General features: G+C 69.4%; 23 protein-coding genes and 1 tRNA gene. 8 read left to right on the forward strand and 16 right to left on the reverse strand.

All coding sequences use genetic code 11. The annotated features are described in order from the left end of the window. Positions 1–20 precede the first annotated feature (20 nt). The 4 genes from infB to rimP form a co-directional block, all read right to left on the reverse strand. Positions 21–2,975 carry a translation initiation factor IF-2 gene (gene infB, locus V7672_RS07775; RefSeq protein ID WP_335624027.1) on the reverse strand — a complete coding sequence of 985 codons (2,955 nt, stop codon included), beginning with the start codon at positions 2,973–2,975 and terminating at the stop codon, positions 21–23. 80 nt (positions 2,976–3,055) lie between these two features. Further along, positions 3,056–3,772: an RNA-binding protein gene (locus V7672_RS07780; protein WP_335624028.1), complete on the reverse strand. Its 717-nt coding sequence runs from the start codon at positions 3,770–3,772 to the stop codon at positions 3,056–3,058. Between the two features lie 18 nt (positions 3,773–3,790). After that, positions 3,791–5,563, reverse strand: coding sequence for a transcription termination factor NusA (gene nusA / locus V7672_RS07785; protein WP_335624029.1), 1,773 nt, complete (start codon positions 5,561–5,563; stop codon positions 3,791–3,793). 3 nt (positions 5,564–5,566) lie between these two features. Next, positions 5,567–6,130 carry a ribosome maturation factor RimP gene (gene rimP / locus V7672_RS07790; protein WP_335624030.1) on the reverse strand — a complete coding sequence of 188 codons (564 nt, stop codon included), beginning with the start codon at positions 6,128–6,130 and terminating at the stop codon, positions 5,567–5,569. 172 nt (positions 6,131–6,302) lie between these two features. Here rimP and V7672_RS07795 point away from each other — a divergent pair, with 172 nt between their 5' ends. Then, positions 6,303–6,854 (forward strand): phosphatase domain-containing protein, encoded by a 552-nt coding sequence (locus V7672_RS07795; RefSeq protein ID WP_335624031.1) that lies wholly within the window; start codon positions 6,303–6,305, stop codon positions 6,852–6,854. Here the strand turns inward: V7672_RS07795 and trmB are convergent. From trmB to hemC, 6 genes are all read right to left on the reverse strand, one after another. Beyond that, entirely contained in the window at positions 6,779–7,483 is a 705-nt protein-coding gene (gene trmB, locus V7672_RS07800) for a tRNA (guanosine(46)-N7)-methyltransferase TrmB (RefSeq protein ID WP_335624032.1), read from the reverse strand. The two genes, V7672_RS07795 and trmB, sit on opposite strands and share 76 nt — an antisense overlap. 143 nt (positions 7,484–7,626) lie before the next feature. Then, positions 7,627–8,817, reverse strand: coding sequence for a methionine adenosyltransferase (gene metK, locus V7672_RS07805; RefSeq protein ID WP_335624033.1), 1,191 nt, complete (start codon positions 8,815–8,817; stop codon positions 7,627–7,629). A 60-nt stretch (positions 8,818–8,877) separates the two neighbouring features. Beyond that, entirely contained in the window at positions 8,878–9,432 is a 555-nt protein-coding gene (locus tag V7672_RS07810) for a biotin transporter BioY (protein WP_335624034.1), read from the reverse strand. A gap of 9 nt (positions 9,433–9,441) precedes the next feature. Further along, positions 9,442–9,517, reverse strand: a tRNA-Thr gene (locus V7672_RS07815). Between the two features lie 41 nt (positions 9,518–9,558). Further along, positions 9,559–10,245: a uroporphyrinogen-III synthase gene (locus V7672_RS07820; protein ID WP_335624035.1), complete on the reverse strand. Its 687-nt coding sequence runs from the start codon at positions 10,243–10,245 to the stop codon at positions 9,559–9,561. Between the two features lie 4 nt (positions 10,246–10,249). Beyond that, the gene (gene hemC / locus V7672_RS07825) at positions 10,250–11,194 is read right to left on the reverse strand and encodes a hydroxymethylbilane synthase (protein ID WP_335624036.1); all 945 of its coding nucleotides are present in this window, start codon (positions 11,192–11,194) and stop codon (positions 10,250–10,252) included. A 75-nt stretch (positions 11,195–11,269) separates the two neighbouring features. On the opposite strand from hemC, the gene tsaD reads away from it, so the two are divergent. The 3 genes from tsaD to V7672_RS07840 are packed head-to-tail and all read left to right on the forward strand — an operon-like array spanning position 11,270 to position 13,834. Continuing rightward, positions 11,270–12,421, forward strand: a complete 1,152-nt coding sequence (gene tsaD, locus V7672_RS07830; RefSeq protein WP_442889083.1) for a tRNA (adenosine(37)-N6)-threonylcarbamoyltransferase complex transferase subunit TsaD — start codon at positions 11,270–11,272, stop codon at positions 12,419–12,421. Positions 12,422–12,443: 22 nt separating this feature from the next. Then, positions 12,444–13,445: an NAD(P)H-dependent glycerol-3-phosphate dehydrogenase gene (locus V7672_RS07835; protein WP_335624037.1), complete on the forward strand. Its 1,002-nt coding sequence runs from the start codon at positions 12,444–12,446 to the stop codon at positions 13,443–13,445. Beyond that, entirely contained in the window at positions 13,442–13,834 is a 393-nt protein-coding gene (locus tag V7672_RS07840; protein WP_335624038.1) for a Rieske (2Fe-2S) protein, read from the forward strand. Before V7672_RS07835 ends, V7672_RS07840 begins: the two co-directional genes overlap by 4 nt. Here the strand turns inward: V7672_RS07840 and V7672_RS07845 are convergent. Both V7672_RS07845 and V7672_RS07850 read right to left on the reverse strand, forming a co-directional pair. Next, positions 13,831–14,334, reverse strand: coding sequence for a phasin family protein (locus V7672_RS07845; protein ID WP_335624039.1), 504 nt, complete (start codon positions 14,332–14,334; stop codon positions 13,831–13,833). The genes V7672_RS07840 and V7672_RS07845 overlap by 4 nt on opposite strands. Before the next feature lie 22 nt (positions 14,335–14,356). Next, on the reverse strand, positions 14,357–15,109 hold the full coding sequence (locus V7672_RS07850; RefSeq protein ID WP_335624040.1) for a creatininase family protein: 753 nt from the start codon (positions 15,107–15,109) through the stop codon (positions 14,357–14,359). A 122-nt stretch (positions 15,110–15,231) separates the two neighbouring features. Between V7672_RS07850 and nth the strand changes: the two genes are divergently transcribed. Continuing rightward, positions 15,232–15,969, forward strand: coding sequence for an endonuclease III (gene nth / locus V7672_RS07855; RefSeq protein ID WP_442889086.1), 738 nt, complete (start codon positions 15,232–15,234; stop codon positions 15,967–15,969). Here the strand turns inward: nth and V7672_RS07860 are convergent. Together V7672_RS07860 and V7672_RS07865 are read right to left on the reverse strand one after the other, a co-directional pair. Further along, positions 15,966–16,388, reverse strand: a complete 423-nt coding sequence (locus V7672_RS07860; protein WP_335624041.1) for a GNAT family N-acetyltransferase — start codon at positions 16,386–16,388, stop codon at positions 15,966–15,968. The two genes, nth and V7672_RS07860, sit on opposite strands and share 4 nt — an antisense overlap. 13 nt (positions 16,389–16,401) lie before the next feature. Next, the gene (locus V7672_RS07865; protein WP_335624042.1) at positions 16,402–17,340 is read right to left on the reverse strand and encodes an ATP-grasp domain-containing protein; all 939 of its coding nucleotides are present in this window, start codon (positions 17,338–17,340) and stop codon (positions 16,402–16,404) included. A gap of 28 nt (positions 17,341–17,368) precedes the next feature. On the opposite strand from V7672_RS07865, the gene V7672_RS07870 reads away from it, so the two are divergent. Further along, positions 17,369–18,373, forward strand: a complete 1,005-nt coding sequence (locus V7672_RS07870; RefSeq protein WP_335624043.1) for an adenosine kinase — start codon at positions 17,369–17,371, stop codon at positions 18,371–18,373. Here V7672_RS07870 and V7672_RS07875 read toward each other — a convergent pair. Together V7672_RS07875 and V7672_RS07880 are read right to left on the reverse strand one after the other, a co-directional pair. Next, positions 18,370–19,653 carry an RsmB/NOP family class I SAM-dependent RNA methyltransferase gene (locus tag V7672_RS07875; protein WP_335624044.1) on the reverse strand — a complete coding sequence of 428 codons (1,284 nt, stop codon included), beginning with the start codon at positions 19,651–19,653 and terminating at the stop codon, positions 18,370–18,372. The genes V7672_RS07870 and V7672_RS07875 overlap by 4 nt on opposite strands. Before the next feature lies 1 nt (position 19,654). Next, positions 19,655–21,637, reverse strand: a complete 1,983-nt coding sequence (locus V7672_RS07880) for a potassium transporter Kup (RefSeq protein ID WP_335624045.1) — start codon at positions 21,635–21,637, stop codon at positions 19,655–19,657. A 166-nt stretch (positions 21,638–21,803) separates the two neighbouring features. On the opposite strand from V7672_RS07880, the gene V7672_RS07885 reads away from it, so the two are divergent. Next, on the forward strand, positions 21,804–22,268 hold the full coding sequence (locus tag V7672_RS07885; RefSeq protein WP_335624046.1) for an Rrf2 family transcriptional regulator: 465 nt from the start codon (positions 21,804–21,806) through the stop codon (positions 22,266–22,268). Next, on the forward strand, positions 22,265–23,065 hold the full coding sequence (locus V7672_RS07890) for an SDR family NAD(P)-dependent oxidoreductase (RefSeq protein ID WP_335624047.1): 801 nt from the start codon (positions 22,265–22,267) through the stop codon (positions 23,063–23,065). The genes V7672_RS07885 and V7672_RS07890 overlap by 4 nt, the downstream gene beginning before the upstream one ends. Positions 23,066–23,295 lie beyond the last annotated feature (230 nt).

Raw genomic sequence — 23,295 nt, forward strand, 5'->3', positions numbered from 1 at the left:
GGGGCAGGGATCAGGCGCGATTACAGCTCGCGCTTGATCTCCTCGACGGTAAAGCACTCGATGAGGTCGCCTTCCTTGATGTCCTGGAAGCCCTGGAACTGCATGCCGCATTCCTGGCCCGAGGGCACTTCGTTGACCTCATCCTTGAAGCGTTTGAGCGTGTTGAGCGTGCCCAGTTCCAGCACCACGACATCGTCGCGGATGATGCGGACGCGGGCGCCCTTGCGGACCACGCCTTCGGCCACCCGGCAACCGGCGATCTTGCCGATCTTGGAGATGTCGAACACCTGCAGCACCTTGGCGTTGCCCAGCCAGGTCTCACGCTGGATCGGCGCCAGCATGCCGGACAGGACGCCCTTCATGTCGTCGAGCAGGTCATAGATGATCGAATAGTAGCGGATCTCCACCCCTTCCCGATCGGCCAGCTCGCGCGCCTGCTTCGAGGCCCGGACGTTGAAGCCCAGGATGGGGGCTCCCGCCGTCTTGGCCAGGTTGACGTCGCTCTCGGTGATACCGCCGGCGCCCTGGAACACGACCCGGGCGCGGACCTCGTCGTTGCCCATGGCCTGCAGCGAACCGGCGATGGCTTCGGTCGAGCCCTGCACATCGGCCTTGATGACCACAGGCAGTTCCGAGATCTTCTTCGAGCCCAGCTTGGCCATCATGTCTGCCAGCGACACGGGGTTGGCGGCAGTGGCCTTTTCACGCTGCTTGCGCTCGCGGAAATCGGTCAGTTCGCGGGCGCGGGCCTCGCTTTCGACCACGGCGAACACTTCACCGGGAGAGGGCGGCTCGTCCAGGCCGAGGATTTCGACCGGGACCGAGGGTCCGGCCTCGTCCAGCTGGGCGTTGCGCTCGTCCAGCAGGGCGCGAACCTTGCCCCAGGCGGCGCCGGCCACGACGATGTCGCCGCGACGCAGGGTGCCGCGCTTTACCAGCACGGTGCCGACCGGGCCACGGCCCTTGTCCAGCTTGGACTCGATCACCACGCCCTCGGCGGAACGGCCCGGGTTGGCGCGCAGGTCCATGACCTCGGCCTGGACCAGAACGGCCTCGAGCAGCACATCGAGATTGGTGCGTTCCTTGGCCGACACCTCGATCATCTGGGTGTCGCCACCCAGGTTTTCGGCGATGACCTCGTGCTGCAGCAGCTCGTTGATGACCTTCTGCGGATTGGCGCCCGGCTTGTCGATCTTGTTGATCGCCACGATCAGGGGGGCTCCAGCCGCCTTGGCGTGCTGGATGGCCTCGATCGTCTGGGGCATGACGCCGTCGTCCGCCGCCACTACCAGGATGACGATGTCGGTGACATTGGCGCCGCGCGCCCGCATGGCCGAGAAGGCCGCGTGGCCGGGCGTGTCGAGGAAGGTGACGCGCTGATCGTCCTTCAGGCGAACCTGATAGGCGCCGATGTGCTGGGTGATGCCGCCGGCCTCGCCGGTGGCCACATCGGTGGTGCGCAGGGCATCCAGCAGGCTGGTCTTGCCGTGGTCGACGTGACCCATGACGGCCACGACCGGGAAGCGCGGCGTGGTGGCGTCCTCGTCATCCGCCTCGGCCAGGAAGCCGGTTTCGACGTCAGACTCGGACACGCGCCGGACGGTCATGCCGTATTCGTCGGCCACCAGTTCGGCGGTGTCGGAATCGATCACATCGTTGATCTTCATCATCATGCCCTGACGCATCAGGAATTTGACGATGTCGACGCCGCGCACGGCCATGCGGATGGCCAGATCGCCAACGGTGATGACGTCGGGGATGACAACCTCACGCGGGCGGTTCGGCACTTCCGAGGTGCCACCCTTGCGCTTTTCCTTCTCGCGTTCGCGGGCCCGGCGGACCGAGGCGAGCGAGCGGATGCGTTCGGCCGCGTCCTCGTCACCGCCGGCCAGGGCCTGGATGGTCAGGCGGCCTTCGCGGCGCTTGGGCTCACCGCGCGTGCGGCTGATGGCCTTGCCCGGACCGGCGTCCGAGAAGCGACGATCCCGGTCATCCTCGGGACGACCGGCGCGACCGGCAAAACCGCCGGCAGTACGGGCGGGACGCGAAACCTCGGGCGTCGCCGGGGCAGCGGCGGGCGCCCCCCGACCTGCGGGCGCACCACGCCCACCGGGCGCGGCACCCGGCGCGGGGCGCGGGGCATTGGCGGAATAACGAACGGGCTCGCTGGGCACACGGGGCCGACCGGCGGCGCCACCGGGCGGTCCGCTGAGGGCCACTTCACGCGCCGACCGGCCACCAAAGGCCGGACGCTCGGGTGTTTCGCGGCGCGGCTGGCCAGGCTTGGGCACGCGCTGGCCGAAATTGACCGCCGGACGCGCCGGACGAGCCGGAGCTTCGGGGGCCGCAGGCGGCGCGGCAGGTGCCGGCGTTTCCGCCGCTGGTTCAGCCTTGGCCGGAGCCTCGGCCTTGACCGGTGCAGCCTTGGCCGGAGCGGGGGTCGGCTTGGGCGCAGCCGCGTTCAGCTTGGCCGCTTCGGCGCGGGCGGCTTCGGCAGCGGCCTTGGCGGCAGCGGCCTCGCTCTGCGCGGTTTCGGCCAGCTTGCGCGTGGCTTCGTCGCGCTTGGCACGCTCGGCGGCTTCGGCCTTCTCACGAGCGGCGCGTTCGGCCTGGGCGGCCTCGATGGCGCGGCGGCGGGCTTCCTGTTCCTCGGACGACAGGCCCCCGGCATCGGTGGGGCGCGGCGCAGGCGCTTCGGCCCGGGGCGGGGCGGGGCGGCGCCCGGCCACGTCAAAGCCCTGGGTGCGCGGCTGGACCGGCGCTCCGGGGCGACGCTTGGTCTCGACCACAACCGTCTTGGTGCGGCCGTGGCTGAAGCTCTGGCGGACCGTGCCGGTCGAGACGGAGCCCGTGGCGCGCGGCTTCAGGCTCAGCGGTGCACGCGGACCCGTCTGCGGGGTCGCGGCGCCCGTGCCTGTGGCGCTGGAGGTCTCGGTCGTCTTGCCGTCCTGGGTCTTGTCGTTCTCGTCGGTCATCCGGTCGCTTCGTCTGGACGCCGGGACAATCCCGACGCCACGTATCAAACACAAAAGGGCGAGCGCGCCCCGCCTCCCCTTCAGGAGTCGGAACCCTGCCCGTCCACAGCCTGCCCGGGCCCGCCAGGGAGCCCATCGTCACAAGGGTCGTTCGGTCCGTCCCCGGAGGTGTGGCCGGGCCCGGCCCGATCCCACTCCCGCGGATGAAGCGGACGAAAACCCGCCAATCTGTTGACCTCAAGGGCCCAGCGATCCGCGCGTCCGCCTGCAAGCAGCACGCTGTGTATCGCATTTTCCAGCCCCAGGGCCAAACTCAATTCTTCCGCCCCGAATGCACCGCACAGGCCCACGGGGCGAGGTGTGTGCCGCATGAGGGCCATCAGGCGCTGGCGTCCGTCGCGCGCGCCGTCGGCGGCCTCGACCAGCCAGGCGGCCCGGCCGCCCTTGATCGCAGCAGCCGATTTCTCGAAGCCGGAGATAAGCACGCCTTCGCGCCTGGCAAGCCCCAGTTGTTCCAGGCAGCGCCGGACCAGCAGGCTTTCGACCTGATCGGCAAGGCCGGGAGAGGCCTGCACCGGCGCCTTTGCGGCCCGTGAAAACAGGCCCTTGCCGGCCGCTGTGATCGAGGCGCGGTCGGCCGCGACCCACAGGCCACGGCCCGGCAGCTTGCGCGCCAGATCGGGTACGACCTGACCGTCCGGGCCCACGACGAAGCGGATCAGGGCAGACTCGTCCATGACCTGGCGCGTGACCAGATCGCGGCGTTCCCGTTCAGCCTGTGCTTCGGCGAGCCCCATGGACGGTCCGGTCTCCCATCACGCTTCGACGTCGTCGTCGTCGGACGGGGCAGAGGCGTCGTCGGCATCCCCCTCGTCGTCGGAGGCGTCGTCAGAGGCATCGTCGATGTTCGAGCCGGCGAAGACGGTGTCGGCGTCATAGGACTCCTCGCCTTCGCCGCCCTCTTCGGCCTCATATTCAGGCTCGGGCTCGGGCTGCGGCAGTTCCGAGGCATCGATCCAGCCGGCCGCGACCCGGGCCTGCAGGATCAGCATTTCGGCGTCTTCCTGGGCCAGGCTGAAGCTCTCCAGCACGCCGGGGACCTTGACGCGCTCGCCGTTCTTCATCTCGTAGCCGCCGCGGATTTCGTCGGTGGCCAGATCGGCCAGATCCTCGACGGTCTTGACGCCATTCTCGCCGAGGGCCACCGCCATCGGCAGGGTCACACCGGGAACCTCGAGCACGCCGTCCTCGACGCCCAGTTCCTTGCGGCGGGCATCCAGGGCCTGAGCCTGCTTGTCGAGGAAGTCGCGGGCGCGGGCCTGCAGTTCCTCGGCGGTTTCCTCGTCGAAGCCTTCGATGTCCGAGATTTCATAGGGCTCGACGAAGGCCAGATCCTCGACCGTGGCGAAGCCTTCGGTGACCAGCAGCTGGGCGATCACCTCGTCCACGTCCAGGGCTTCCTGGAACAGGGTGGTGCGCTCGGCGAACTCGCGCTGGCGACGCTCGGAGTCCTGGGTCTCGGTGATGATGTCGATCTGCCAGCCGGTCAGCTGCGAGGCGAGGCGGACGTTCTGGCCGCGACGGCCGATGGCCAGCGACAGCTGTTCATCGGGCACCACCACCTCGACGCGGTCGGCCTCTTCGTCGAGCACGACCTTGGAGACCTCGGCGGGGGCCAGGGCGTTGACGATGAAGGTCGGCTCGTCCGGGTTCCACTGGATGATGTCGATCTTCTCGCCCTGCAGCTCGGCCACGACCGCCTGCACGCGCGAACCGCGCATGCCGACGCAGGCGCCGACCGGGTCGATCGAGCTGTCGTTGGACAGGACGGCCATCTTGGCGCGCGAGCCGGCGTCGCGGGCGGCGGCGCGGATCTCGATCACGCCGTCATAGACCTCGGGCACTTCCTGGGCGAACAGCTTGGCCATGAAGCCGGGATGGGCGCGCGACAGCATGACCTGCGGGCCCTTGGCCTCGGGCCGGACGTCATAGATGTAGGTACGGATGCGGTCGCCGATGTTGAACAGCTCGCGCGGGATAGAGTCGTTGCGGCGCATGATGCCCTCGCCCCGGCCCAGGTCGACGACGGTATTGCCGTATTCGACGCGCTTGACGGTGCCGTTGACGATCTCGCCGACGCGATCCTTGAACTCTTCGTACTGGTTGGCGCGCTCGGCCTCGCGGACCTTTCCGGTGACGACCTGACGGGCCATCTGGGTCTGGACGCGGCCGAATTCGAACGGCGGCAGTTCCTCGATATATTCCTTGCCGACCACGGCCTCGGGATCACGCTTCAGCGCGTCCTTGAGGCGGACCATGGCCGAGTCATTGAACTCTTCCAGCTCGTCCTCGGGCTGCCAGTCGTCCTCGACGATGGTGACGTGACGCGTCAGGGCCAGCTCGCCGGTCTTGGGGTCCAGGCTGGCGCGGATGTCGTGATGGGCGCCGTAGCGGGACTTGGCACCCTTCTGGATGGCCTCTTCGATCGCCTCGATGACGATCTCCTTGTCGATATTCTTCTCCTGGGCCACCGCATTGGCGATCTGGAGCAGTTCGAGTCGGTTTGCGGAAACGCCGGTCACGGCCATGGGTCAGTCCTCGGAGTCGGTAGAGTGGGTGTCAGCGTCAGGATCGGAAGCGTTGCGGGCGGCGCGCTTTTCGGCCCCCGCCTTCAGAAGTTCGTCGGTCAGGACCAGCTTGGCATCGACCAGCCAGTCAAAGGGGATCAGGGCCGTGTCGGTCTCGCCGTCCAGGTCGATGGCGACATTGCCCTCGTCGGTGCCGGCCAGAATGCCCTTGAAGCGCTTGCGGCCCTCGATCATGCGATCGGTTTCCAGCCGCGCCTCATAGCCCTCGAACAGGTCGAAATCTGACAGCCGGGTCAGGGGCCGGTCGATCCCGGGCGAGGAGACCTCCAGCAGATATTCGCCGGCGATCGGGTCGGCGGCATCGAACACCTCGGAGATGGCGCGGCTCAGCCGGGCACATTCCTCGACCGAAATGTCATTGTCGGCGGGGCGTTCAGCCATGACCTGCAGGCGACGGCGCAGGGTGCCGCCCATCAGCCGCACACGGACCACCGCCAGGCCGAGGGTCTCGGCGACGGGGTCGATCATTTCGATCAGGGCGCGGTCTTCGGCGGTCCTGGCGCGCACGCGGGGCGTACTCCCAATAAAAAAGCGGCCGACCGTCTTAAGGCCGCCGCTTGATCACGACGCCGTTCGACGCCGGTCTAACGATGTGGCCCGCCCTATAGCGCCCCCGGCGCGACTTGTCAGCCCCCGGGAGGTGATTGCTTTTTCCGCAGGCTCGCCTAGAGGCCATCCCATGGAGATTCACTGGATACCGCAGGACACGCCCGGCAGCCTCGGCGTGTCGCGTCGGCCGCCGGGGGGCGAGGCCATGGAGGCCGTGCTGGTCGCCAATCTGGGCTATGTCGACCGGGTCGTGACCCTGCTGGAGCCCGAGGAGGTCGAGCGGCTGGACATCGTCCGCGAGGCCGAGGTCTGCAAGGCGCACGGCGTCGCCTTCGACAATCTGCCGGTGCCCGACCACGACATTCCCGCGGATGTGGCGGCCTTTGATCGTCTGGTGAAAAAGTTGCGGAAACAGCTGCTGGCCGGCGAGCGGATGGTCATCCACTGCAATGCCGGTCTGGGCCGGGCCCCGACGTTGGCCTGCTGTCTGCTGGTCGCCGGGGGGCTGCACCCGGACGAGGCCGTGCTCAGGGTCGGGGCCGCGCGCGGGCGCACCGTGCCCGAAATGGACAGCCAGTACGCCTTCATCCACGCCTTTGCCGAGCGTCAGGCTGCGTCGGCCGCCCGTCGCTCGAAGAGCAGAAAGACCGGCTCGGTGTCGCCCAGGCGCTTGTCCTCGTAACGCGTCTGGATGTGATCGGCGGGGGCGGTGCGCCAGTCGTCGGCGGCCTCGGCCATCCAGTGAAGACCCGGCGTTTCCAGAAACCGTGCCAGTGCCCAGTCGGCATAGGCCTTCCAGTCGGTGACGAAGCGCAGCTTTCCGCCCTCCTTCAGGATGCGCGCCAGTTCGGCGGCCACGTCGGGCTGGACCAGTCGCCGTTTGGCGTGGCGCGCCTTGGGCCAGGGGTCCGGGAACAGGATCAGCACATGGTCGACCGAGGCGTCCGGCAGGGCCGCCAGAACCGCGCGCGCGTCATCGGCATGGATGCGGACATTCTTCAGCCCGCCCTCCTCGATGTGGCGCAGGGCTGAACCGACCCCGTTCAGGAAGGGCTCGCAGCCGATCATCAGGGTGTCGGGGTGGCGCGCGGCCTGACCCGCCAGATGCTCACCCCCGCCGAAGCCGATCTCCAGCCAGACCGCGCGGGCCCCGGGCATGATCGCGGCGGGATCCAGCGGCCCCTCGGCGGGATCGGGCAGGGCGACCGCCGGCAACAGGGTGTCGAACAGCGCCGCCTGACGCGGTTTCAGCGCGCGCGACTTGATGCGGCCAAAGCTGCGGATCGGGCCGTGGGAAGAGGGGTCGGACATGACTATGAGTGACGCGTGGCGAGTGGCGAGGAAAACGCTGGGGGTCGAACCGGCCGACGCTTCAGCAGCGGCCCCAGCCTTAAGGCGTCACCGAGTGAGTTGAAAGGGTCTCGCCACTCGCCACTCGCTACTCGCCACCTTCTTCAGGCCAGCGCCTTCAGCTGATCGACCAGATCGGTCTTCTCCCAGCTGAACCCGCCGTCGGGCTCGGGCTCGCGGCCGAAATGGCCATAGGCGGCGGTGCGGGCATAGATGGGTTTGTTGAGGCCCAGATGCTCGCGGATGGCGCGCGGGGTGCCGCCGCCGATCAGGCCCAGCAGCTTGTCTTCCAGCACCGTCTCCGAAATCTTGCCGGTACCGTGCAGGTCGACATGGATCGACTGGGGCTTGGCCACGCCGATGGCATAGCTGAGCTGCAGGGTGCAGCGATCGGCGAGGCCCGCCGCCACGACATTCTTGGCCAGATAGCGACAGGCATAGGCCGCCGAGCGGTCGACCTTGGTCGGGTCCTTGCCGGAAAAGGCACCGCCGCCGTGCGGGGCCGCCCCGCCATAGGTATCGACGATGATCTTGCGGCCGGTCAGGCCCGAGTCGCCGTCCGGACCGCCGATCTCGAACACGCCGGTCGGATTGATGTGCCATACGGTCTCATTGGTGATGAAGCCCTCGGGCAGGACGTCCTCGACCACCGGCTTGACCAGGGCGGCGACATCGCCCTGCGACATCCCCCGGGCGTGCTGGGTCGAGACGACGATTGAGGTGGCGCGCACCGGCTGACCGTCCTCGTAGAACAGGGTGACCTGGCTCTTGGCGTCGGGCTCCAGCGCCTTTTCACCGCCGTGACGCAGCTCGGCCAGACGGCGCAGGATGCGGTGGCTGTAGGCCAGGGTGGCCGGCATCAGCTCGGGTGTTTCGTTCGAGGCATAGCCGAACATGATGCCCTGGTCGCCCGCGCCCTCGTCCTTGCCCTCGGCGGCGTCGACGCCGACCGCGATGTCGGCCGACTGGCCGTGCAGATAGTTGGAAAAGGTCAGCGTTTCCCAGTGAAAGCCGTCCTGCTCATAGCCGATGTCGCGCACGGCGGCGCGGACCACCTGTTCGATCTCGGCCTCGATGCCGGGGGCCCAGGCGCCGTTCTCCCAGATGCCCTTGCCGCGGATCTCACCGGCCAGCACCACACGGTTGGTGGTGGTCAGGGTCTCGCAGGCCACGCGGGCCTCGGGGTCCTTCGACAGGAACAGGTCGACGATGGTGTCCGAGATGCGGTCTGCGACCTTGTCGGGGTGTCCCTCGGAAACGCTTTCCGAGGTGAAATGGAAGGAGGTACGGGACAAGGGCGAGCTCCGCGTGGCCATGAACGCCAAGGATGGGCCGCCAGACATATAAAGATATGCTTATATGTTCAAGCGGTCTCGCAAGCCGGTCAGCAGGGGCGCGATCAGCGCCAGCGCCGCCGACTTGACTGCCATGCCCCACAGGAACGGCATAACCCCCGCCGACAGGGCCTCCGTCGCCCCGATCCGGAGGCTGAGGCCCGCCCACCCGAGGGCCAGAATCAACAGATGACCGGCCAGCCCGAGGGCAAAGCCGCCCAGCATCGTGCGCCATATGGGGCCGGGGGACAGGGTGCGGCTGCCGGCTCCGACCATCAGGGCCGCCAGCGGAAACCCGACCAGATAGCCGGCGGTCGGCCCGGTCAGGGCCGACAGGCCCGAGGCCCCGCCCGCAAACACCGGCACGCCCAACGCCCCTGCCGCCAGATAAATCAGGCCTGCCGCCAGTCCCCACCGCGGCCCCAGCGCCAGTCCGGCCGCCAGAACCGCCAGCGTCTGCAGCGACTGCGGCACCGGCGACCCCGGCACCGCCACATCCACCCGCGCCCCAAGCGCGATCAACCCGACAAAGGCCAGGAGGGCGACGAGGACGGCGATGCGGTACGTTGTCATCATGAAAGGAAGTGGTGCCGCCTAGGTGACTCGAACACCTGACCCCCGCATTACGAATGCGATGCTCTACCGGCTGAGCTAAGGCGGCCTATGTCGGCGGGCGTGACCGGCCCGGCGCGAGGGCGGTGTTTATACGGGGCGGGGCGGCTTGCCAAGCGTCTGCGCGTCGAGCGCGTCGAGAAGGCTGTGCTCGTCCGGTCGGGCGGCGATGTGGACCCCGGCAAAGCCCAGCGCCATCAGCGGTTCGGCCACGGCGTCGGACAGGGCGAGGGCGATACGCCCGGGGGCAGAAGCGGCGTGGTTGCGGGCAAAGGCCACGGCCGCGCGCGCCGAATGGAACAGGATGCCGTCGATAGGGCCCGGGGCAGCAACGTCGGCCTCGACCGTCTCATAGACGGCACGCGGCAGGACCGTCACATCGGGACCCACCAGGGCGGTCAGGTCGGCGGCGGGCCGGGTCGGGCCGGGCACCAGCACCGGGCCGGCGGCCGCGTCCCGGATCAGGGCGGCGAGGGCGCGGGCATCGCCGGACGCCGAGCGCACATCCGTAAAGCCGACGGCCCGGGCGGCTTCGGCCGTGCCATCGCCCACGCAGAACACCGGCGGGGCGCGGTCGGGGCGGATCGCGGCCCAGACGGCCACGGCATTGCGGCTTGTAAAGGCCAGCGCCGCATGGGTGGGGACGGGGTCGGCGCTGTCGCTCGACAGGGCGCGGACGACCAGCAGGGGGGCGATCACCGGATCATGGCCCCGTGCCGCCAGCCGTGCGGCCGTGTCGTGCGCGCCGGGTTCGGTGCGGGTGATCCAGAGGCGCATGGCCCTAGTTCTCGAACGGCTCGCCGTCGGCGAGGGCGCGGTCCTGGACCGTCTGGCCGAGCGCTTCGGCGGCGGCCTCGACGTCGGAGGACAGGGGAATGCGGGCCGTCTCGCGCCAGCGGCGGGTGCCGTCGGGGCGCAGCCGCTCGGCGATCAGCACCAGATCCTCGCCCTCCTGCCAGGCATGGGCGCCGACGGCGGTGCGGCAGGATCCCTCCAGCGCCCGCATGGCGGCCCGCTCGGCCAGAACGGCCAGCGCCGTGACGGGGTCATTCAGGGCAGGCCCCCAGAGGTCGAGGCCGGGCGCGCCGTCCTCGCGGGTCTGCAGGGCCAGGGCCCCCTGACCGGGCGCCGGGACGAAATCCTCGACCGGCAGCAGGGCGCGGATGCGGTCGCCACGGCCCAGCCGGTTGAGGCCCGAGGCGGCCAGCAGGATGGCCTCGAACTCGCCGTCCGCGACCCGCTTCAGCCGGGTGTCGACATTGCCGCGCAGCAGCTCGATGCGCAGATCGGGACGAAGGGCCAGCAACTGGGCCTGCCGCCTGAGGCTGGCGGTGCCGACGCGGGCCCCCTCGGGCAGGTCCAGGACACTGTCGAAACGCTCGCTGACAAAGGCGTCGCGCGGGTCCTCGCGCACGGGAATGGCGGCCAGCTTCAGGCCGGGCGGCGGCTCGACCGGCACATCCTTGAGCGAATGCACCGCCAGATCGCAGCGGCCGTCGATCAGGGCGGCCTCGATCTCCTTGGTGAACAGGGCCTTGCCGCCGACCTCGAGCAGGCGCCGGTCCTGAATCCGGTCGCCGGTGGTGACGATCGGGACCAGCGGCAGGTGGGCGTCCATCTCGCTGGACCCCACGCCGAGCGCCCCGGCCAGGGCCTGACGGACATGACCGGTCTGGGTCATCGCCAGGGTCGAGCGGCGCGTGCCGATGCGGAGGGTGAGCGTCATGGTCGGATCGTCGCCGTTGCGTCGCGGGTTGCGGGCCGCTACCTCGACCCGGTGAACAGGATTGTGGCCACCCCGATGAGCATGGACACCAGAGCCGCGCCCTATAGCACGGGGCCGGACACGGCAACCGGGCCGCTTGTCCTGCTGGGGATCGAGACCAGCTGCGACGAGACGGCGGCCTCGGTGGTGCGCCAGGCCGCAGACGGCACGGTCGAGGTGCTGTCCTCGGTGGTCCACAGCCAGATCGACGACCATGCGGCCTATGGCGGGGTGGTGCCGGAAATCGCGGCGCGCAGCCATGTCGAGACGATCGACGGCGTGGTCAAGCGGGCGCTGAGCGACGCCGGCTGCGACTGGAGCGGGCTGGACGGGGTGGCGGCGACCGCCGGGCCCGGACTGGTCGGCGGGGTCATGGTCGGCCTCAGCTACGCCAAGGGCGTGGCCCTGGGGAGCGGCCTGCCGCTGGTGGCGGTCAACCATCTGGAGGGGCATGCGGTCTCGGCACGGCTGGGCCGGCCGGTGGGCTATCCCTTCCTGCTGCTGCTGGTCTCGGGCGGGCACTGCCAGCTGCTGGAGGTGCGCGGCATCGGCGACATGAGCCGGCTGGGCACCACCCTGGACGATGCGGCGGGCGAGGCTTTTGACAAGATCGCCAAGGCCATGGGGCTGGGCTATCCGGGCGGGCCGGCGCTGGAGCGGCTGGCGGCCACCGGCACGGATGCGGGGGCCGAGCGGTTCGATCTGCCCCGGTCGTTGCTGGGACGTCGCGACTGCGACTTTTCCTTCTCGGGGCTGAAGACGGCCGCCGCGCGCCTGTCGCAGGGGCTGACGACCGAGGCGGACAAGGCCGATCTGGCGCGCGCGGTGCAAAATGCCATCGCCCGCCAGCTGGCCGAACGCTCTGTGCGGGCGCTGGACCTGTTTTCCGAAAGTCATCCGGACCTCGACCGGCCCGCCTTTGTCGTGGCCGGCGGAGTGGCGGCCAATGCCACAGTGCGCGCCCGCCTGACCGCGGTGGCCGAGGCGCGCGGATTCGACTTTGTCGCCCCGCCCATGGCCTATTGCACTGACAATGCCGCCATGATCGCCCTGGCGGGCGCCGAACGGCTGCGGCTGGGGCTGACCAGTGACCTCGCGGTGGCCGCCCGCCCCCGCTGGCCCCTGGACGAGGCCCGCGCCCTGTCCGACCCCACCCACGCGCCGGGCCGCAAGGGCGCCAAATCATGACCTGTCGTAACGGAGCAGACCGATGCAGATGAAGACGGCAGGGGTGATCGGCGGCGGCGCCTGGGGCACGGCCCTGGCCCAGGTGGTGGCGCGCGCGGGCCTTTCGGTCACGCTGCAGGCACGCGAGACCGAGGTGGTCGACAGCATCCGCCGCGACCGGGTCAATGCGGCCTTCCTCCCGGGTATCGAACTCGACCCGGCCATCCGCGCCACGACCGACATGGCCGATCTGGCGGACTGCGATCTGGTGCTGGCGGTGCCGCCGGCCCAGCACCTGCGTGGCACGCTGGAGGCCTTTCGTCCGCATTTCCGGGCGGGCACCCCCATGATCCTGTGCTCCAAGGGGATCGAGCGCGGCACGCTCAAGCTGATGACCGATGTGCTGGCCGAGACCCTGCCCGAGGCCACGCCGGCCGTCCTGTCGGGCCCCAGTTTTGCGGGCGAGGTGGCCCGCGGCCTGCCGACGGCAGTCACGCTGGCGGTCGCCGACGCCGACCTGGGCGAGGCCCTGATGGCGCGCCTGTCGCCGCCGGGGTTCCGCCTGTATCTGACCGATGACCTGATCGGGGCCGAGGCCGGCGGGGCGCTGAAGAATGTGCTGGCCATCGCCTGTGGCATCGTCGAGGGGCGTCAGCTGGGCCGCAGCGCCCACGCCGCCCTGATCACCCGGGGCTTTGCCGAGATGACCCGTCTGTGCGTGGCGCTGGGCGGGCGGTCCGAGACGGTCGCGGGCCTGTGCGGTCTGGGCGATCTGGTGCTGACCTGCTCCAGCCCGCAGTCGCGCAATATGAGCCTCGGTCTGGCGCTGGGTGAGGGCCAGACGGTCGAGCAGGCCCTGGCCGGGAAGCGGTCGGTGGCCGAGGGCTATCAGAGCGCGCCCGCCGTCCGCGACCTGGGCCGCAAGCTGGGTCTCGACATGCCGATCGCCTATGGGGTGGCGTCCCTGCTGGCCGGAGAGGCAACGGTTGATCAGGTGATCGGCAGCCTGTTGTCGCGCCCCCTGCGGGCCGAGACGGACGGATGACCGGGGAGCCGAAACCCGAGGCCCCCGATCTCGAGCGCAAACGGGTCTGGAAGACGCCGGCGGGCGTGGCCCTGTGCGCGCTGGACGACATTGCCGAGCCCGGCTCGCGCGGCTTTGTCCTGCAGATCGGTGAGGCCTTTTTCCACGGCTTTGTGGTGCGCAAGGACGGCGAGGTAGCCGGCTGGGTCGACCGCTGCCCGCATCAGGGTTTGCCCATGGCGATCGAGCTGGACCGCTATCTGACGCCCGATGGGTCGCTGATCCTGTGTGGCTGGCACGGGGCGGTGTTCCAGCCGCTGGACGGCGCCTGTGTCGGCGGGCCCTGCGCCGGTGCGCGCCTGATGCCGTGGCCGGTCCAGGCCTCGGGCGGGGTGATCCGGACGGCCTAACGCTTCAGGCGCTTGGCATTGGCAACGGCGGCGGTGTGGAGCGGCTTCAGCGCTTCGGCCTGGGTTTTCAGCAGGCCGGTGTTGAAGGTCAGCATCTGGCCGGTCGCCCGGCCCCACCAGCCCATGGCGTAGGTGAACTGGGCCGAGGCCAGACCCGCCGGGGTCCGCGCCGAGGCCATGGCGGTGGCCGCGCGCTGGGCGTGGCCGACCTCCGCCAGGGCGGACTTCGAGGCGCTGGCGGCGAGGGTGCCCACGTTTCCGGCCACCGAGGCGGCCGAAGCGCTGAGGGCCTCGAGCTTTTCGGTGCCCATCAGCGACAGCTCGGCGACGTCGGCGCGGAGCGGATCGGCCAGGGCGCGGGCCATGATCTCCATCCGGGCGGCGATGACGTCGGACGAGGCCGTCAGCATTTCACTGCTGTCAGACGCCGTGCTCAGGGCGGTTCGCGCATTGCGGGCCATATGCTTGCCGTCGCGCGTCATCGATTTGGGGGAGGTCATGGCACCAGTCTAGCCCATCCGGTCAGCCGGGTGTGACTTCATTTGTAAAGGCCGCCACATCCTTGATCAGGGCCGGCACGGCAGCATCGATGATGCGCTGGCCCTTCTCCGGACTGGCCTGGGCCGGGTCCGAGCCGATGCGGCCGTCGGGGAAGCGGGCGCGGTAGTCCAGGGCGTCACGGATCGGACCCACGGGGGCGATCTTCGGCGAATAGTCGGCGGTCTTGATCCGGTCGGGATAGGCGGCCTGGGTGACGGCGATCTCGGACGGGGTGGCATGCATGCCGTGGCCGGTCGGGAAGATCGAGCTGCACAGGGCGTGCACCCCCGGCAGGTCCCACCAGTTGACCAGCTTCAGCGCAAACGGCGCCCGCTCCTCCAGGAAACTCCACTCGGCATAGATTTCGGCGAAGGTCGCCTCAATGGTTGAGACATTGCCGCCGTGGCCGTTCAGGAAATAGATCCGCTCGAAGCCGTGGCGCGTCAGCGAGCTGACCCAGTCGGAAATGGCGGCCATGAAGGTCGAGGGGCGCAGCGAGATCGTGCCGCCGAACGCCAGATGGTGCTGGGCCATGCCGATGTTGAAAGTCGGGGCGATGATCAGGCCGTCGTCCTGCTTCTCGGCCGCGTGGGCGATGATCTCCGGGCACAGCCAGTCGGTGCCGAGCAGGCCGGTCGGGCCGTGCTGTTCGTTCGAGCCGATCGGCACGACGACCGTCTTCGTGGCCTTCAGCCGGGCCTCGATCTCGGGCCAGGACGACAGGTGGATCAGCATGGCAAACTCCGGAACTCAGATGCAGAAACAGCGCCCCCCAAGGGCCAGACCCGCATACGCCGATTGGTCGCAGCGGACAATCGCGGCTTGGCCCGCACGGCCGGCGCTGGCAGGAACAGGGTTTGAGGGAGGCGGAACTGGCCCGGACGACGGTAAAGAGCAGGGCGAAGGCCAAGGTCCGGTCGGGGACCGACCGTGCGCGGGGCGCCCGCGGCTGGCCGCCTGATCCGGCGCGGGTCGAAGCCATCTTTGCCCGACTGGCGGCGGTCATGCCCGAGCCGAAGACCGAGCTGAACTTCAGCAGCCCCTATACGCTGGTGGTGGCCGTCGCCCTGTCGGCCCAGGCGACCGATGTCTCGGTCAACAAGGCCACCGACCGGCTGTTTGCGGTGGCCGATACGCCGCAGAAGATGCTGGCCCTGGGGGAAGAGGGGCTGATCCCCTACATCGCCTCGATCGGCCTCTACCGGAACAAGGCGAAGAACGCCATCGCCCTCAGCCGGATCGTGCTGGAGCAGCACGGGGGCGAGGTGCCGCTGACGCGGGAAGCGCTTCAGGCCCTGCCGGGCGTGGGCCGCAAGACGGCCAGCGTGGTGCTGAACGAGCTGGAGATCGAACCGGCCATCGCCGTCGACACCCACGTCTTTCGCGTGTCGCACCGGCTGGGACTGGCCAATGCCAATACCCCCGACAAGGTCGAGGCCCAGCTGCATCAGGTCGTGCCGGAGGGCTGGCTGCCCAAGGCCCACCACTGGCTGATCCTGCACGGCCGCTACACCTGCGTGGCGCGCAAGCCCAAATGCGAGGCCTGCGTGATCCGCGACCTGTGCCCGTCCGTCTCGCCGGTCGTCGGGACCTAAGGCAGCTTCAGCGCCATGCCGACCGACGCAGGGGCCGTCAGGGTAAAGCCGTACTGAGCGTAGAGGCGGTGCGCCTCGCCATCGGCCAGCAGGCTGACATAGGTGCCGGAGGGCAGCTCGGCCCTCATGCGCTCCATCAGGCGGGCCATGATGGCCTTGCCCAGACCCCGACCCTGATGCGCGGGATCGACGGCGATATCGACCACCTGGACGAACAGGGCGCCGTCGCCGACCGCCCGGCCCATGCCGACCGGCTGGTCGCCCTGCAGAATCTGGACAGCGATCAGGCTGCGGGGCAGGCCGACGGCGGCCCCCGCCTCGGTCTTGGGGCTCAGACCGGCGATGTGGCGCAGGCGCAGATAGGTCTCGACCGACGGCGTCTGGTCGCTGAAGCTATAGCCGCTCGGCAGGTTGGTCACAGGTGCGTTCCGGTCAATGATTGAGGCGTCCGGCGACGGCGGTGACGAAGGTCCGGCCGCCGTCCGGTGCATGATTGAGATAGAAGTCCGGCTCGATCAGCTCGGCCTCCATCAACAGCCACTGGCGGTCGGCCCCTCGCGCCAGATCGATGCGGGCGTACAGCAGCTCTTCCTCGACCGTCGCCAGCACGCGTTCGGCCAGTGCGAGGGCCGCCGGATCCGGGTCGGATTCGGGCGCATAGAGGCCGCCGAACTGCTGCTGGATGCGGAACTCGCCGGCGCGCGGGCGTTTGCGCACCGCATGGCTGAAGCGGCCGCCAAAGAACAGCAGTGACAGCTCGCCCTCGGTCTCCAGCGTTGCGATGAAGGGCTGGATCAGGGCCGGGCCCTCCGGCGTCTCGGTCAGGGCCTCGCCGCGCGCCAGCCGCGTGGTCTGCCAGCCGCCGCCGGAAACACGGGGTTTGACCACCAGTTCGTCTGTGCCGAGCGCGTCAAAGGCGTCGGCGACCTGATCCGGCGTGATCTGCTCGCTCCAGAGCGTGGGCGGCACCGGCAGGCCCGCCTCGCCCAGCCGCTTCAGATAGGATTTGTCGGAATTCCAGGCCAGCACGGATGCCGGATTCATCATCGGCAGGCCGGCTGCCTGCCAGGTCGCACAGGCCTTCATCCAGCGCACGTGGTCGCGGTGATAGCCCCAGGCCACCAGCGGCATGACCAGATCGGCCGCGGCCAGCCCGTCCGCAGACCCGATGTGATCGGTCCAGGCCTCCGACCGGGCGTCGAGACCGCCCGCGGCAAAGGCAGCAACCAGCCGGTCACGCACCTGCGGCCATTGGCCGGCAAAGGAGGGGTCTTCGGGATTCGGGGTCAGGATCACAATGTCGGACATCGGCGGGTCATAGCGGAAATTGCCCGACGGCAAAGCCTCGACCCGTCGGCCTGCACTGGTCATGCGGGGACAGTCGGGCTAAGCGGCGCCCATGACCCATTCCGCCCCTACCCACGACGTCTGCGCCGTCGGCAATGCCATCGTTGATGTGCTGAGCCCCTGCACCCCCGAATTCCTGTCCGACAAGGGGCTGGAGCCCGGCTCCATGCGGCTGGTCGACGAGACGGAAAGCGCCACTCTCTATGACGCCATGGCGGCCGGGGTCGAGGCCTCGGGCGGCTCGGCCGGCAATACGGTGGCCGGCATCGGCAGTCTGGGCGGACGCGCCGCCTATATCGGCAAGGTCGCCGATGATCAGCTGGGCGGCGTCTTCGCCCACGACATCCGCGCGGCCGGCGTCACCTTCGATACCCCGGTGCTGAAGGACGGCGCGGGCACGGGCCGCTGCCTGATCAATGTCACCCCGGACGGCCAGCGCACCATGTGCACCTTCCTCGGCGCGGCCAACCAGCTGGCGCCCGAAGACCTCGATCTGGCGCAGGTGGCCGACAGCGCCATCGTCTATCTGGAGGGCTATCTGTTCGACCCGGCCCCGGCCCGCGCCGCCTTCGAAGCGGCGGCCGCGGCGGCGCACAAGGCGGGCCGGAAGGTCGCCATCACCCTGTCCGACACCTTCGTCGTGGCGCGCTGGCGCACCGAGCTGCTGGCCTTCCTCGACGGTTCGACCGACATCGTCTTCGCCAATGAGGCCGAGGCCTGCGCCCTGTTCGAGACCGATGATGTCGAGGCGGCCCCGCGCGCCCTGGCCGAAAAGGTCGAGGTGGTCGCCGTGACCCACGGGCCGAAGGGTTCGGTGCTGGTGCGCGGCGAGGAGCGCGCCGACATCGCCGCCGAGCCGGTCGCCAAGGTCGTCGATACCACCGGCGCGGGCGATCAATATGCGGCCGGCGTCCTGTTCGGTTTGGCGCGGGGCCTGCCGCTGGAAACCTGCGGGCGGCTGGGAGCGATTGCCGCCGCCGAGGTCATCTCGCACTGGGGCCCGCGCCCCATGACCTCGCTGAAGGATCTGGCCGAGGCCGCCGGGATCCGCCTTTAGTCCACGCGTTCCAGCGCAGCGATGAAGAAGCCGTCCAGCCCGCCCTTGTCCGCCCACTGGCCGGGCAGAATGCGCAGCCAGCCCTCGGGCGTCAGGGCCTCTTCCGGGGCGCCCACCGCCGCCGGATCGGCCGCCACCGTGCGGAACGCCTCATTGCGGCGCAGGAAGGCCGTGACCTGGGTCTCGCCCTCCTCCCGCTCCAGCGAGCAGGTGCAATAGACCAGCCGCCCACCGGGCGCGACGCGGGCCGCTGCGGCATCCAGCAGCCGGTGCTGGACATCGGCCAGATTGCCGACATCGGCGGGCCGGGTGGCGCGCAGGGCCTCGGGATTGCGGCGGAAGGTGCCGGTCGCCGAACAGGGCGCATCCAGCAGCACCCGGTCGAAGGTGCGCGCATCGTCCCAGTCCTCGGCGGGTGAGGCGATGACCTCGGCCGACAGACCCATGCGTTTCAGATTGTCGCGCAGGCGGTCCAGCCGCTTGTCGGAGCGGTCCAGCGCGGTGACGGTCGCGCCCGTGGCCGCCAGCTGCAGGGTCTTGCCGCCCGGGGCCGCGCACAGGTCGAGCACGGTGTGGTCGGCGCGCACCTCCAGCAGGCGGGCGGGGACGGCGGCGGCGGCGTCCTGCACCCACCAGAGGCCGTCCTCGAACCCCGCCCAGTCGCGCAGGTCGCCGCGGCGGTCGGTGCGCAGGGTGTCGGGGGCGAGGATGTGGGCCTCCAGCGCTTCGGCCAGGGCCCCGGCATCCGTGCCGGGCTTGAGGCTGAGGTCCGTCGGGGGCTCAAGGCTGGCGGCCTTGGCCATGGCCTGCAGCGCCGCCTCGCCGTAGGTCTGGCGCCAGCGGGCGGTCAGCCAGTCGGGAAAGTTGGCGACCGGATCGGTCGCGCCCGTCCCGTCACGGTCGATCCCGCGCAGCACGGCATTGATCAGCGCCTTGTAGGGCCGGGTGGCCGGATCGCGCTCGGCCAGTTTGACGGCGCTGGAGACGGCGGCAAAGGCCGGGGTGCCCAGCGTCAGCGTTTGGGCCAGGGCGGTGCGCATCAGGGTCCGCACGGCCAGCGGCGGCGACCGCTTCAGCCGCCGGTCGAGGATGGCGTCGATCTCGCCCAGTCGCCTGAGGGCGGCCATGGCCACGGCCCGGGCAAAGGCGCGGTCCTGAGGCTCCAGCGTCGAGACCGGCGGCTTCGACAGGGCCTCATCGAGGCCATTGCGACGTTCCAGCGCGGCATTCAGCAGCAGGCCGGCGGCATGGCGGGCCTGAATTCCGGGATCATCCGTCATCCTAGACCGACACCTGTGTGCCCAGCTCGACCACGCGGCCGGGCGGGATGTGGAAGAAGTCGGTCGGATTGGCCGCGTTGCGCATCAGGAAGATATAGAGCCGGTCCTGCCACAGGGGCATGCCCTGGGTCGCCGAGGGGACCACCGATCGGCGGCCCAGGAAGAAGCTGGTCGACATGATGTCGAACTTCAGCCCCTGCTTGCGGCACAGGCCCAGCGCCTTGGGCACATTGGGCTGTTCCATGAAGCCATAGGACAGCACCACCCGTTTGAAGTCATCATTGATCGGCTCGATCTCGATGCGCTTGTCGTCGCGCACCCGGGGCCGGTCGACGGTCTTGACCGTCAGGATGATGTTCTTCTCGTGCAGCACCTTGTTGTGCTTGAGATTGTGCATCAGCGCGACCGGGGCGACGCCGGGGTCCGACGTCAGGAAGATGGCCGTGCCCGGTGTCCGATGCGGCGGTCGGGCCGACAGCATCTCGATCAGATCCGACAGCGGCAGGCTGTCCCGCCGGGTCTTGGCCGTCAGGATCTGGGTGCCGCGCACCCAGGTCAGCATCAGCAGCACCAGACCCGTGCCGAGCGCCAGCGGGAACCACGCCCCCTGCGGGATTTTCAGCAGGTTAGAGGTCATGAACACCAGATCGATGGTCACGAACGGCAGGATGACCGCAAGGCTCGGACCCAGCTTCCAGTGCCACAGGCGCCGGACAATGAACCAGGCCAGCAGGCTGTCGATGAACATGGTGCCGGTCACGGCGATGCCGTAGGCGGCGGCCAGGGCGCTGGAGGTCTGGAAGGTCACCAGCAGCAGCAACACCCCGACCATCAGCAGCAGATTGATCGACGGCACATAGATCTGGCCGGCCAGATCCTCGGAGGTGTTCAGGATCTTCAGGCGCGGTAACAGGCCCAGATGCACCGCCTGCTGGGTGACCGAGAAGGCACCGGTGATGACCGCCTGGCTGGCGATCACGGTGGCGATGGTGGCCATGACCAGCACCGGCCAATAGGCCACGTCGGGCACCATCGACCAGAACGGATTGGCGGCCGCCGTGCGATCGGCCAGCACCAGCGCGCCCTGGCCCAGATAGTTGAGCATCAGACAGGGCAGGACCACCCACAACCAGGCCTTGCGGATCGGGGATTTTCCGAAATGGCCCATGTCGGCATAGAGGGCCTCGGCCCCCGTCACGGCGAGGAAGACGCTGCCGAGGATGACAAAGCCGACGAAGCCGTTGGAGATCAGGAAGGTCAGCCCGTAATGGGGCGACAGGGCCCGCAGGATCGAGACGTCGTCAAAGATATGATAGAGGCCCAGCCCCGCCAGAACCAGAAACCAGATCAGGGTCAGCGGGCCGAACCAGCGCGCCATACTGCCGGTGCCGCGCGACTGGATCATGAACAGGGCGATCAGGATGCCGGCCGCGATCGGCAGGACGAAGGGCGCGAACATATCGCCCATGCCCGGCGCATCGCGCAGGCCCTCGATGGCCGAGACCACGGAAATCGCCGGGGTGATGATACCGTCCCCGTAGAACAGGGCGGCGCCGACCACCCCCAGCAGGAAGACCACGGCCGAGCGTTTGCCGATGGCGTGCTGGGCCAGCGCCATCAGCGCCAGCGTCCCGCCCTCGCCCTTGTTGTCGGCCCGGGTCAGGAAGACGACGTATTTGATCGTCACCACCAGGATCAGGGCCCAGAAGACCAGCGAGACGACGCCCAGCACGGCCATTTCGGCGGTGCCACCCGAGCGACTGTGGTGCAGGGCCTCGCGCATGGCGTAGAGCGGGCTGGTGCCGATATCGCCGAACACCACGCCGATGGCGCCGATCACCAGACCCAGCTTGCCCTTGGCCGCCAGTCCGTGGTCGCCGTGCCCGTCCTGGGGCGCGGTGGTATCGGATGTAGCCTGAGGCGCTGCGGGGCCGGACGCGCCACCCGGGGGCGGTGCGTCGGGCCTGGGGGTGTCCCCGGTCATGCCTGGTCTCCGGGAGCCGTGGGAGGACGGTCCCTTCCATAAAGCCGCGGGGCTTTAGACCCTTTCTTCGGACGGTTCAATCGTGGCCCCCGGCACCGGCCCCCCAGCGAGGACGTTTGTGATTCCTGCGACAAACGCCTAAATCCGCATACGGAACCCATAACCCATGTCCGACAGCCAAAGATTCCCCGTCGCGGCCCACGCCCTGGCCTATCTGGCCCACAAGGGCGCCTACGGCCCTGCGCAGGCGGTGCCCAGCGCCATCCTGGCCGCCTCGGTGCCGACCAATCCGGTGGTCATCCGCCGCGTGACGGGTCTTCTGGCGCGCGCCGGCCTGATCGAGACGCGCTCGGGCGCCAGTGGCGGGGCCTGGCTGCTGCGTCGCCCCGAGGCCATCCGTCTGGACGAGGTGCTGAAGGCGGTCCACGGCTGCGCCCACCTGGGCTCTCCGCCTGCGGGGGCCAAGGGCTGTCCGGTGGGCGAGCATATCCCGCGACAGGTGGCCCGCGCGCTGGTTGCCGCAGACCGCGCGGCGGGCGAGGCCCTGTCGCGCATCACCATCGCCGACCTTCTGGCCGAAAACCCGCCCTCGCTGGCCGGGTTCGCCCTGCCGGTCGCAGCCGGCAAATGACCCGCAGACGGGTGCTGATTACCGGGGCCTCCGCCGGCATCGGCCGGGCGCTGGCCACCGTCTATGCCGCCGAGGGCTGGGACCTGATCCTGACTGCCCGTCGCAAGGCACCGCTGGATGCGCTGGCGGCCGAACTGGGCGCAGCCCACGGCTGCGACGCCCGGGTGATCCTGGCCGATCTGGGGGTGGAGGGCGCGGCCGAGCAGCTGGTGGCAGACATCCATGCGCAGGGCCTGACCGTCGACGGACTGATCAACAACGCTGGCTTCAGCCGCACCGAGGGCTTTCTCAACACCCCGCCCGAAGATCAGCAGGCCATGATCCGTGTCATGCTGACCGTACCGGTTCAGCTCAGCCGGGCGGTCGTGCCGGGTATGGTCGAGCGGGGCTTTGGCCGGGTGCTGAATGTGGCCTCGCTCGCTGGCCGCATGCCCGCGACCGGCGGCGACACCCTCTACGGGCCGATCAAGAGCTTTCTGATCAAGGCGTCACAGGGGCTGTGGCTGGAAATGCGCGGCACGGGCGTGCACGTGACCGCCCTCTGCCCCGGCTACACCCTGACCGAGTTTCACGACGTGAACGGCACCCGCGATGAGGTGTCCTCGGCCTATCCCGCCTGGATGTGGCAGAGCGCCGACCATGTGGCCCGCGTCGGCTGGCAGGCCTGCGAGGCCAACCGCCCACAGGTCACGCCGGGCGTCATGAACAACCTCATGGCCGGCCTGGCCAAACACCTGCCCGACCGGATGGCCCTGTCCATGGTCGGCGGCCACGCGAAACGGCTGAAGCGGATCTGATCGCTATGCGGCGGGGTCGAGATTGGCCGGAAAGCCGCCTGCAGGGCGGCCTGCACTCAGAATCTTCGCCTTCAGGCTCGCAGAGGTGAGGGTGTCGCGGCTGTGCCGATACAAGTTGACCCGGTTCGTCCTTTCGGTTCCGTCCGGTTCGAATAGCTGGAAGACGATTCCGCGCGGCGCTCCCTCGATGCGAGCATTGAGATCAGGGAACAGATTCCCCAGCCTGCGGA

The sequence above is a fragment of the Brevundimonas sp. genome, assembly GCF_036963785.1.
Classification (GTDB): Bacteria; Pseudomonadota; Alphaproteobacteria; order Caulobacterales; family Caulobacteraceae; genus Brevundimonas.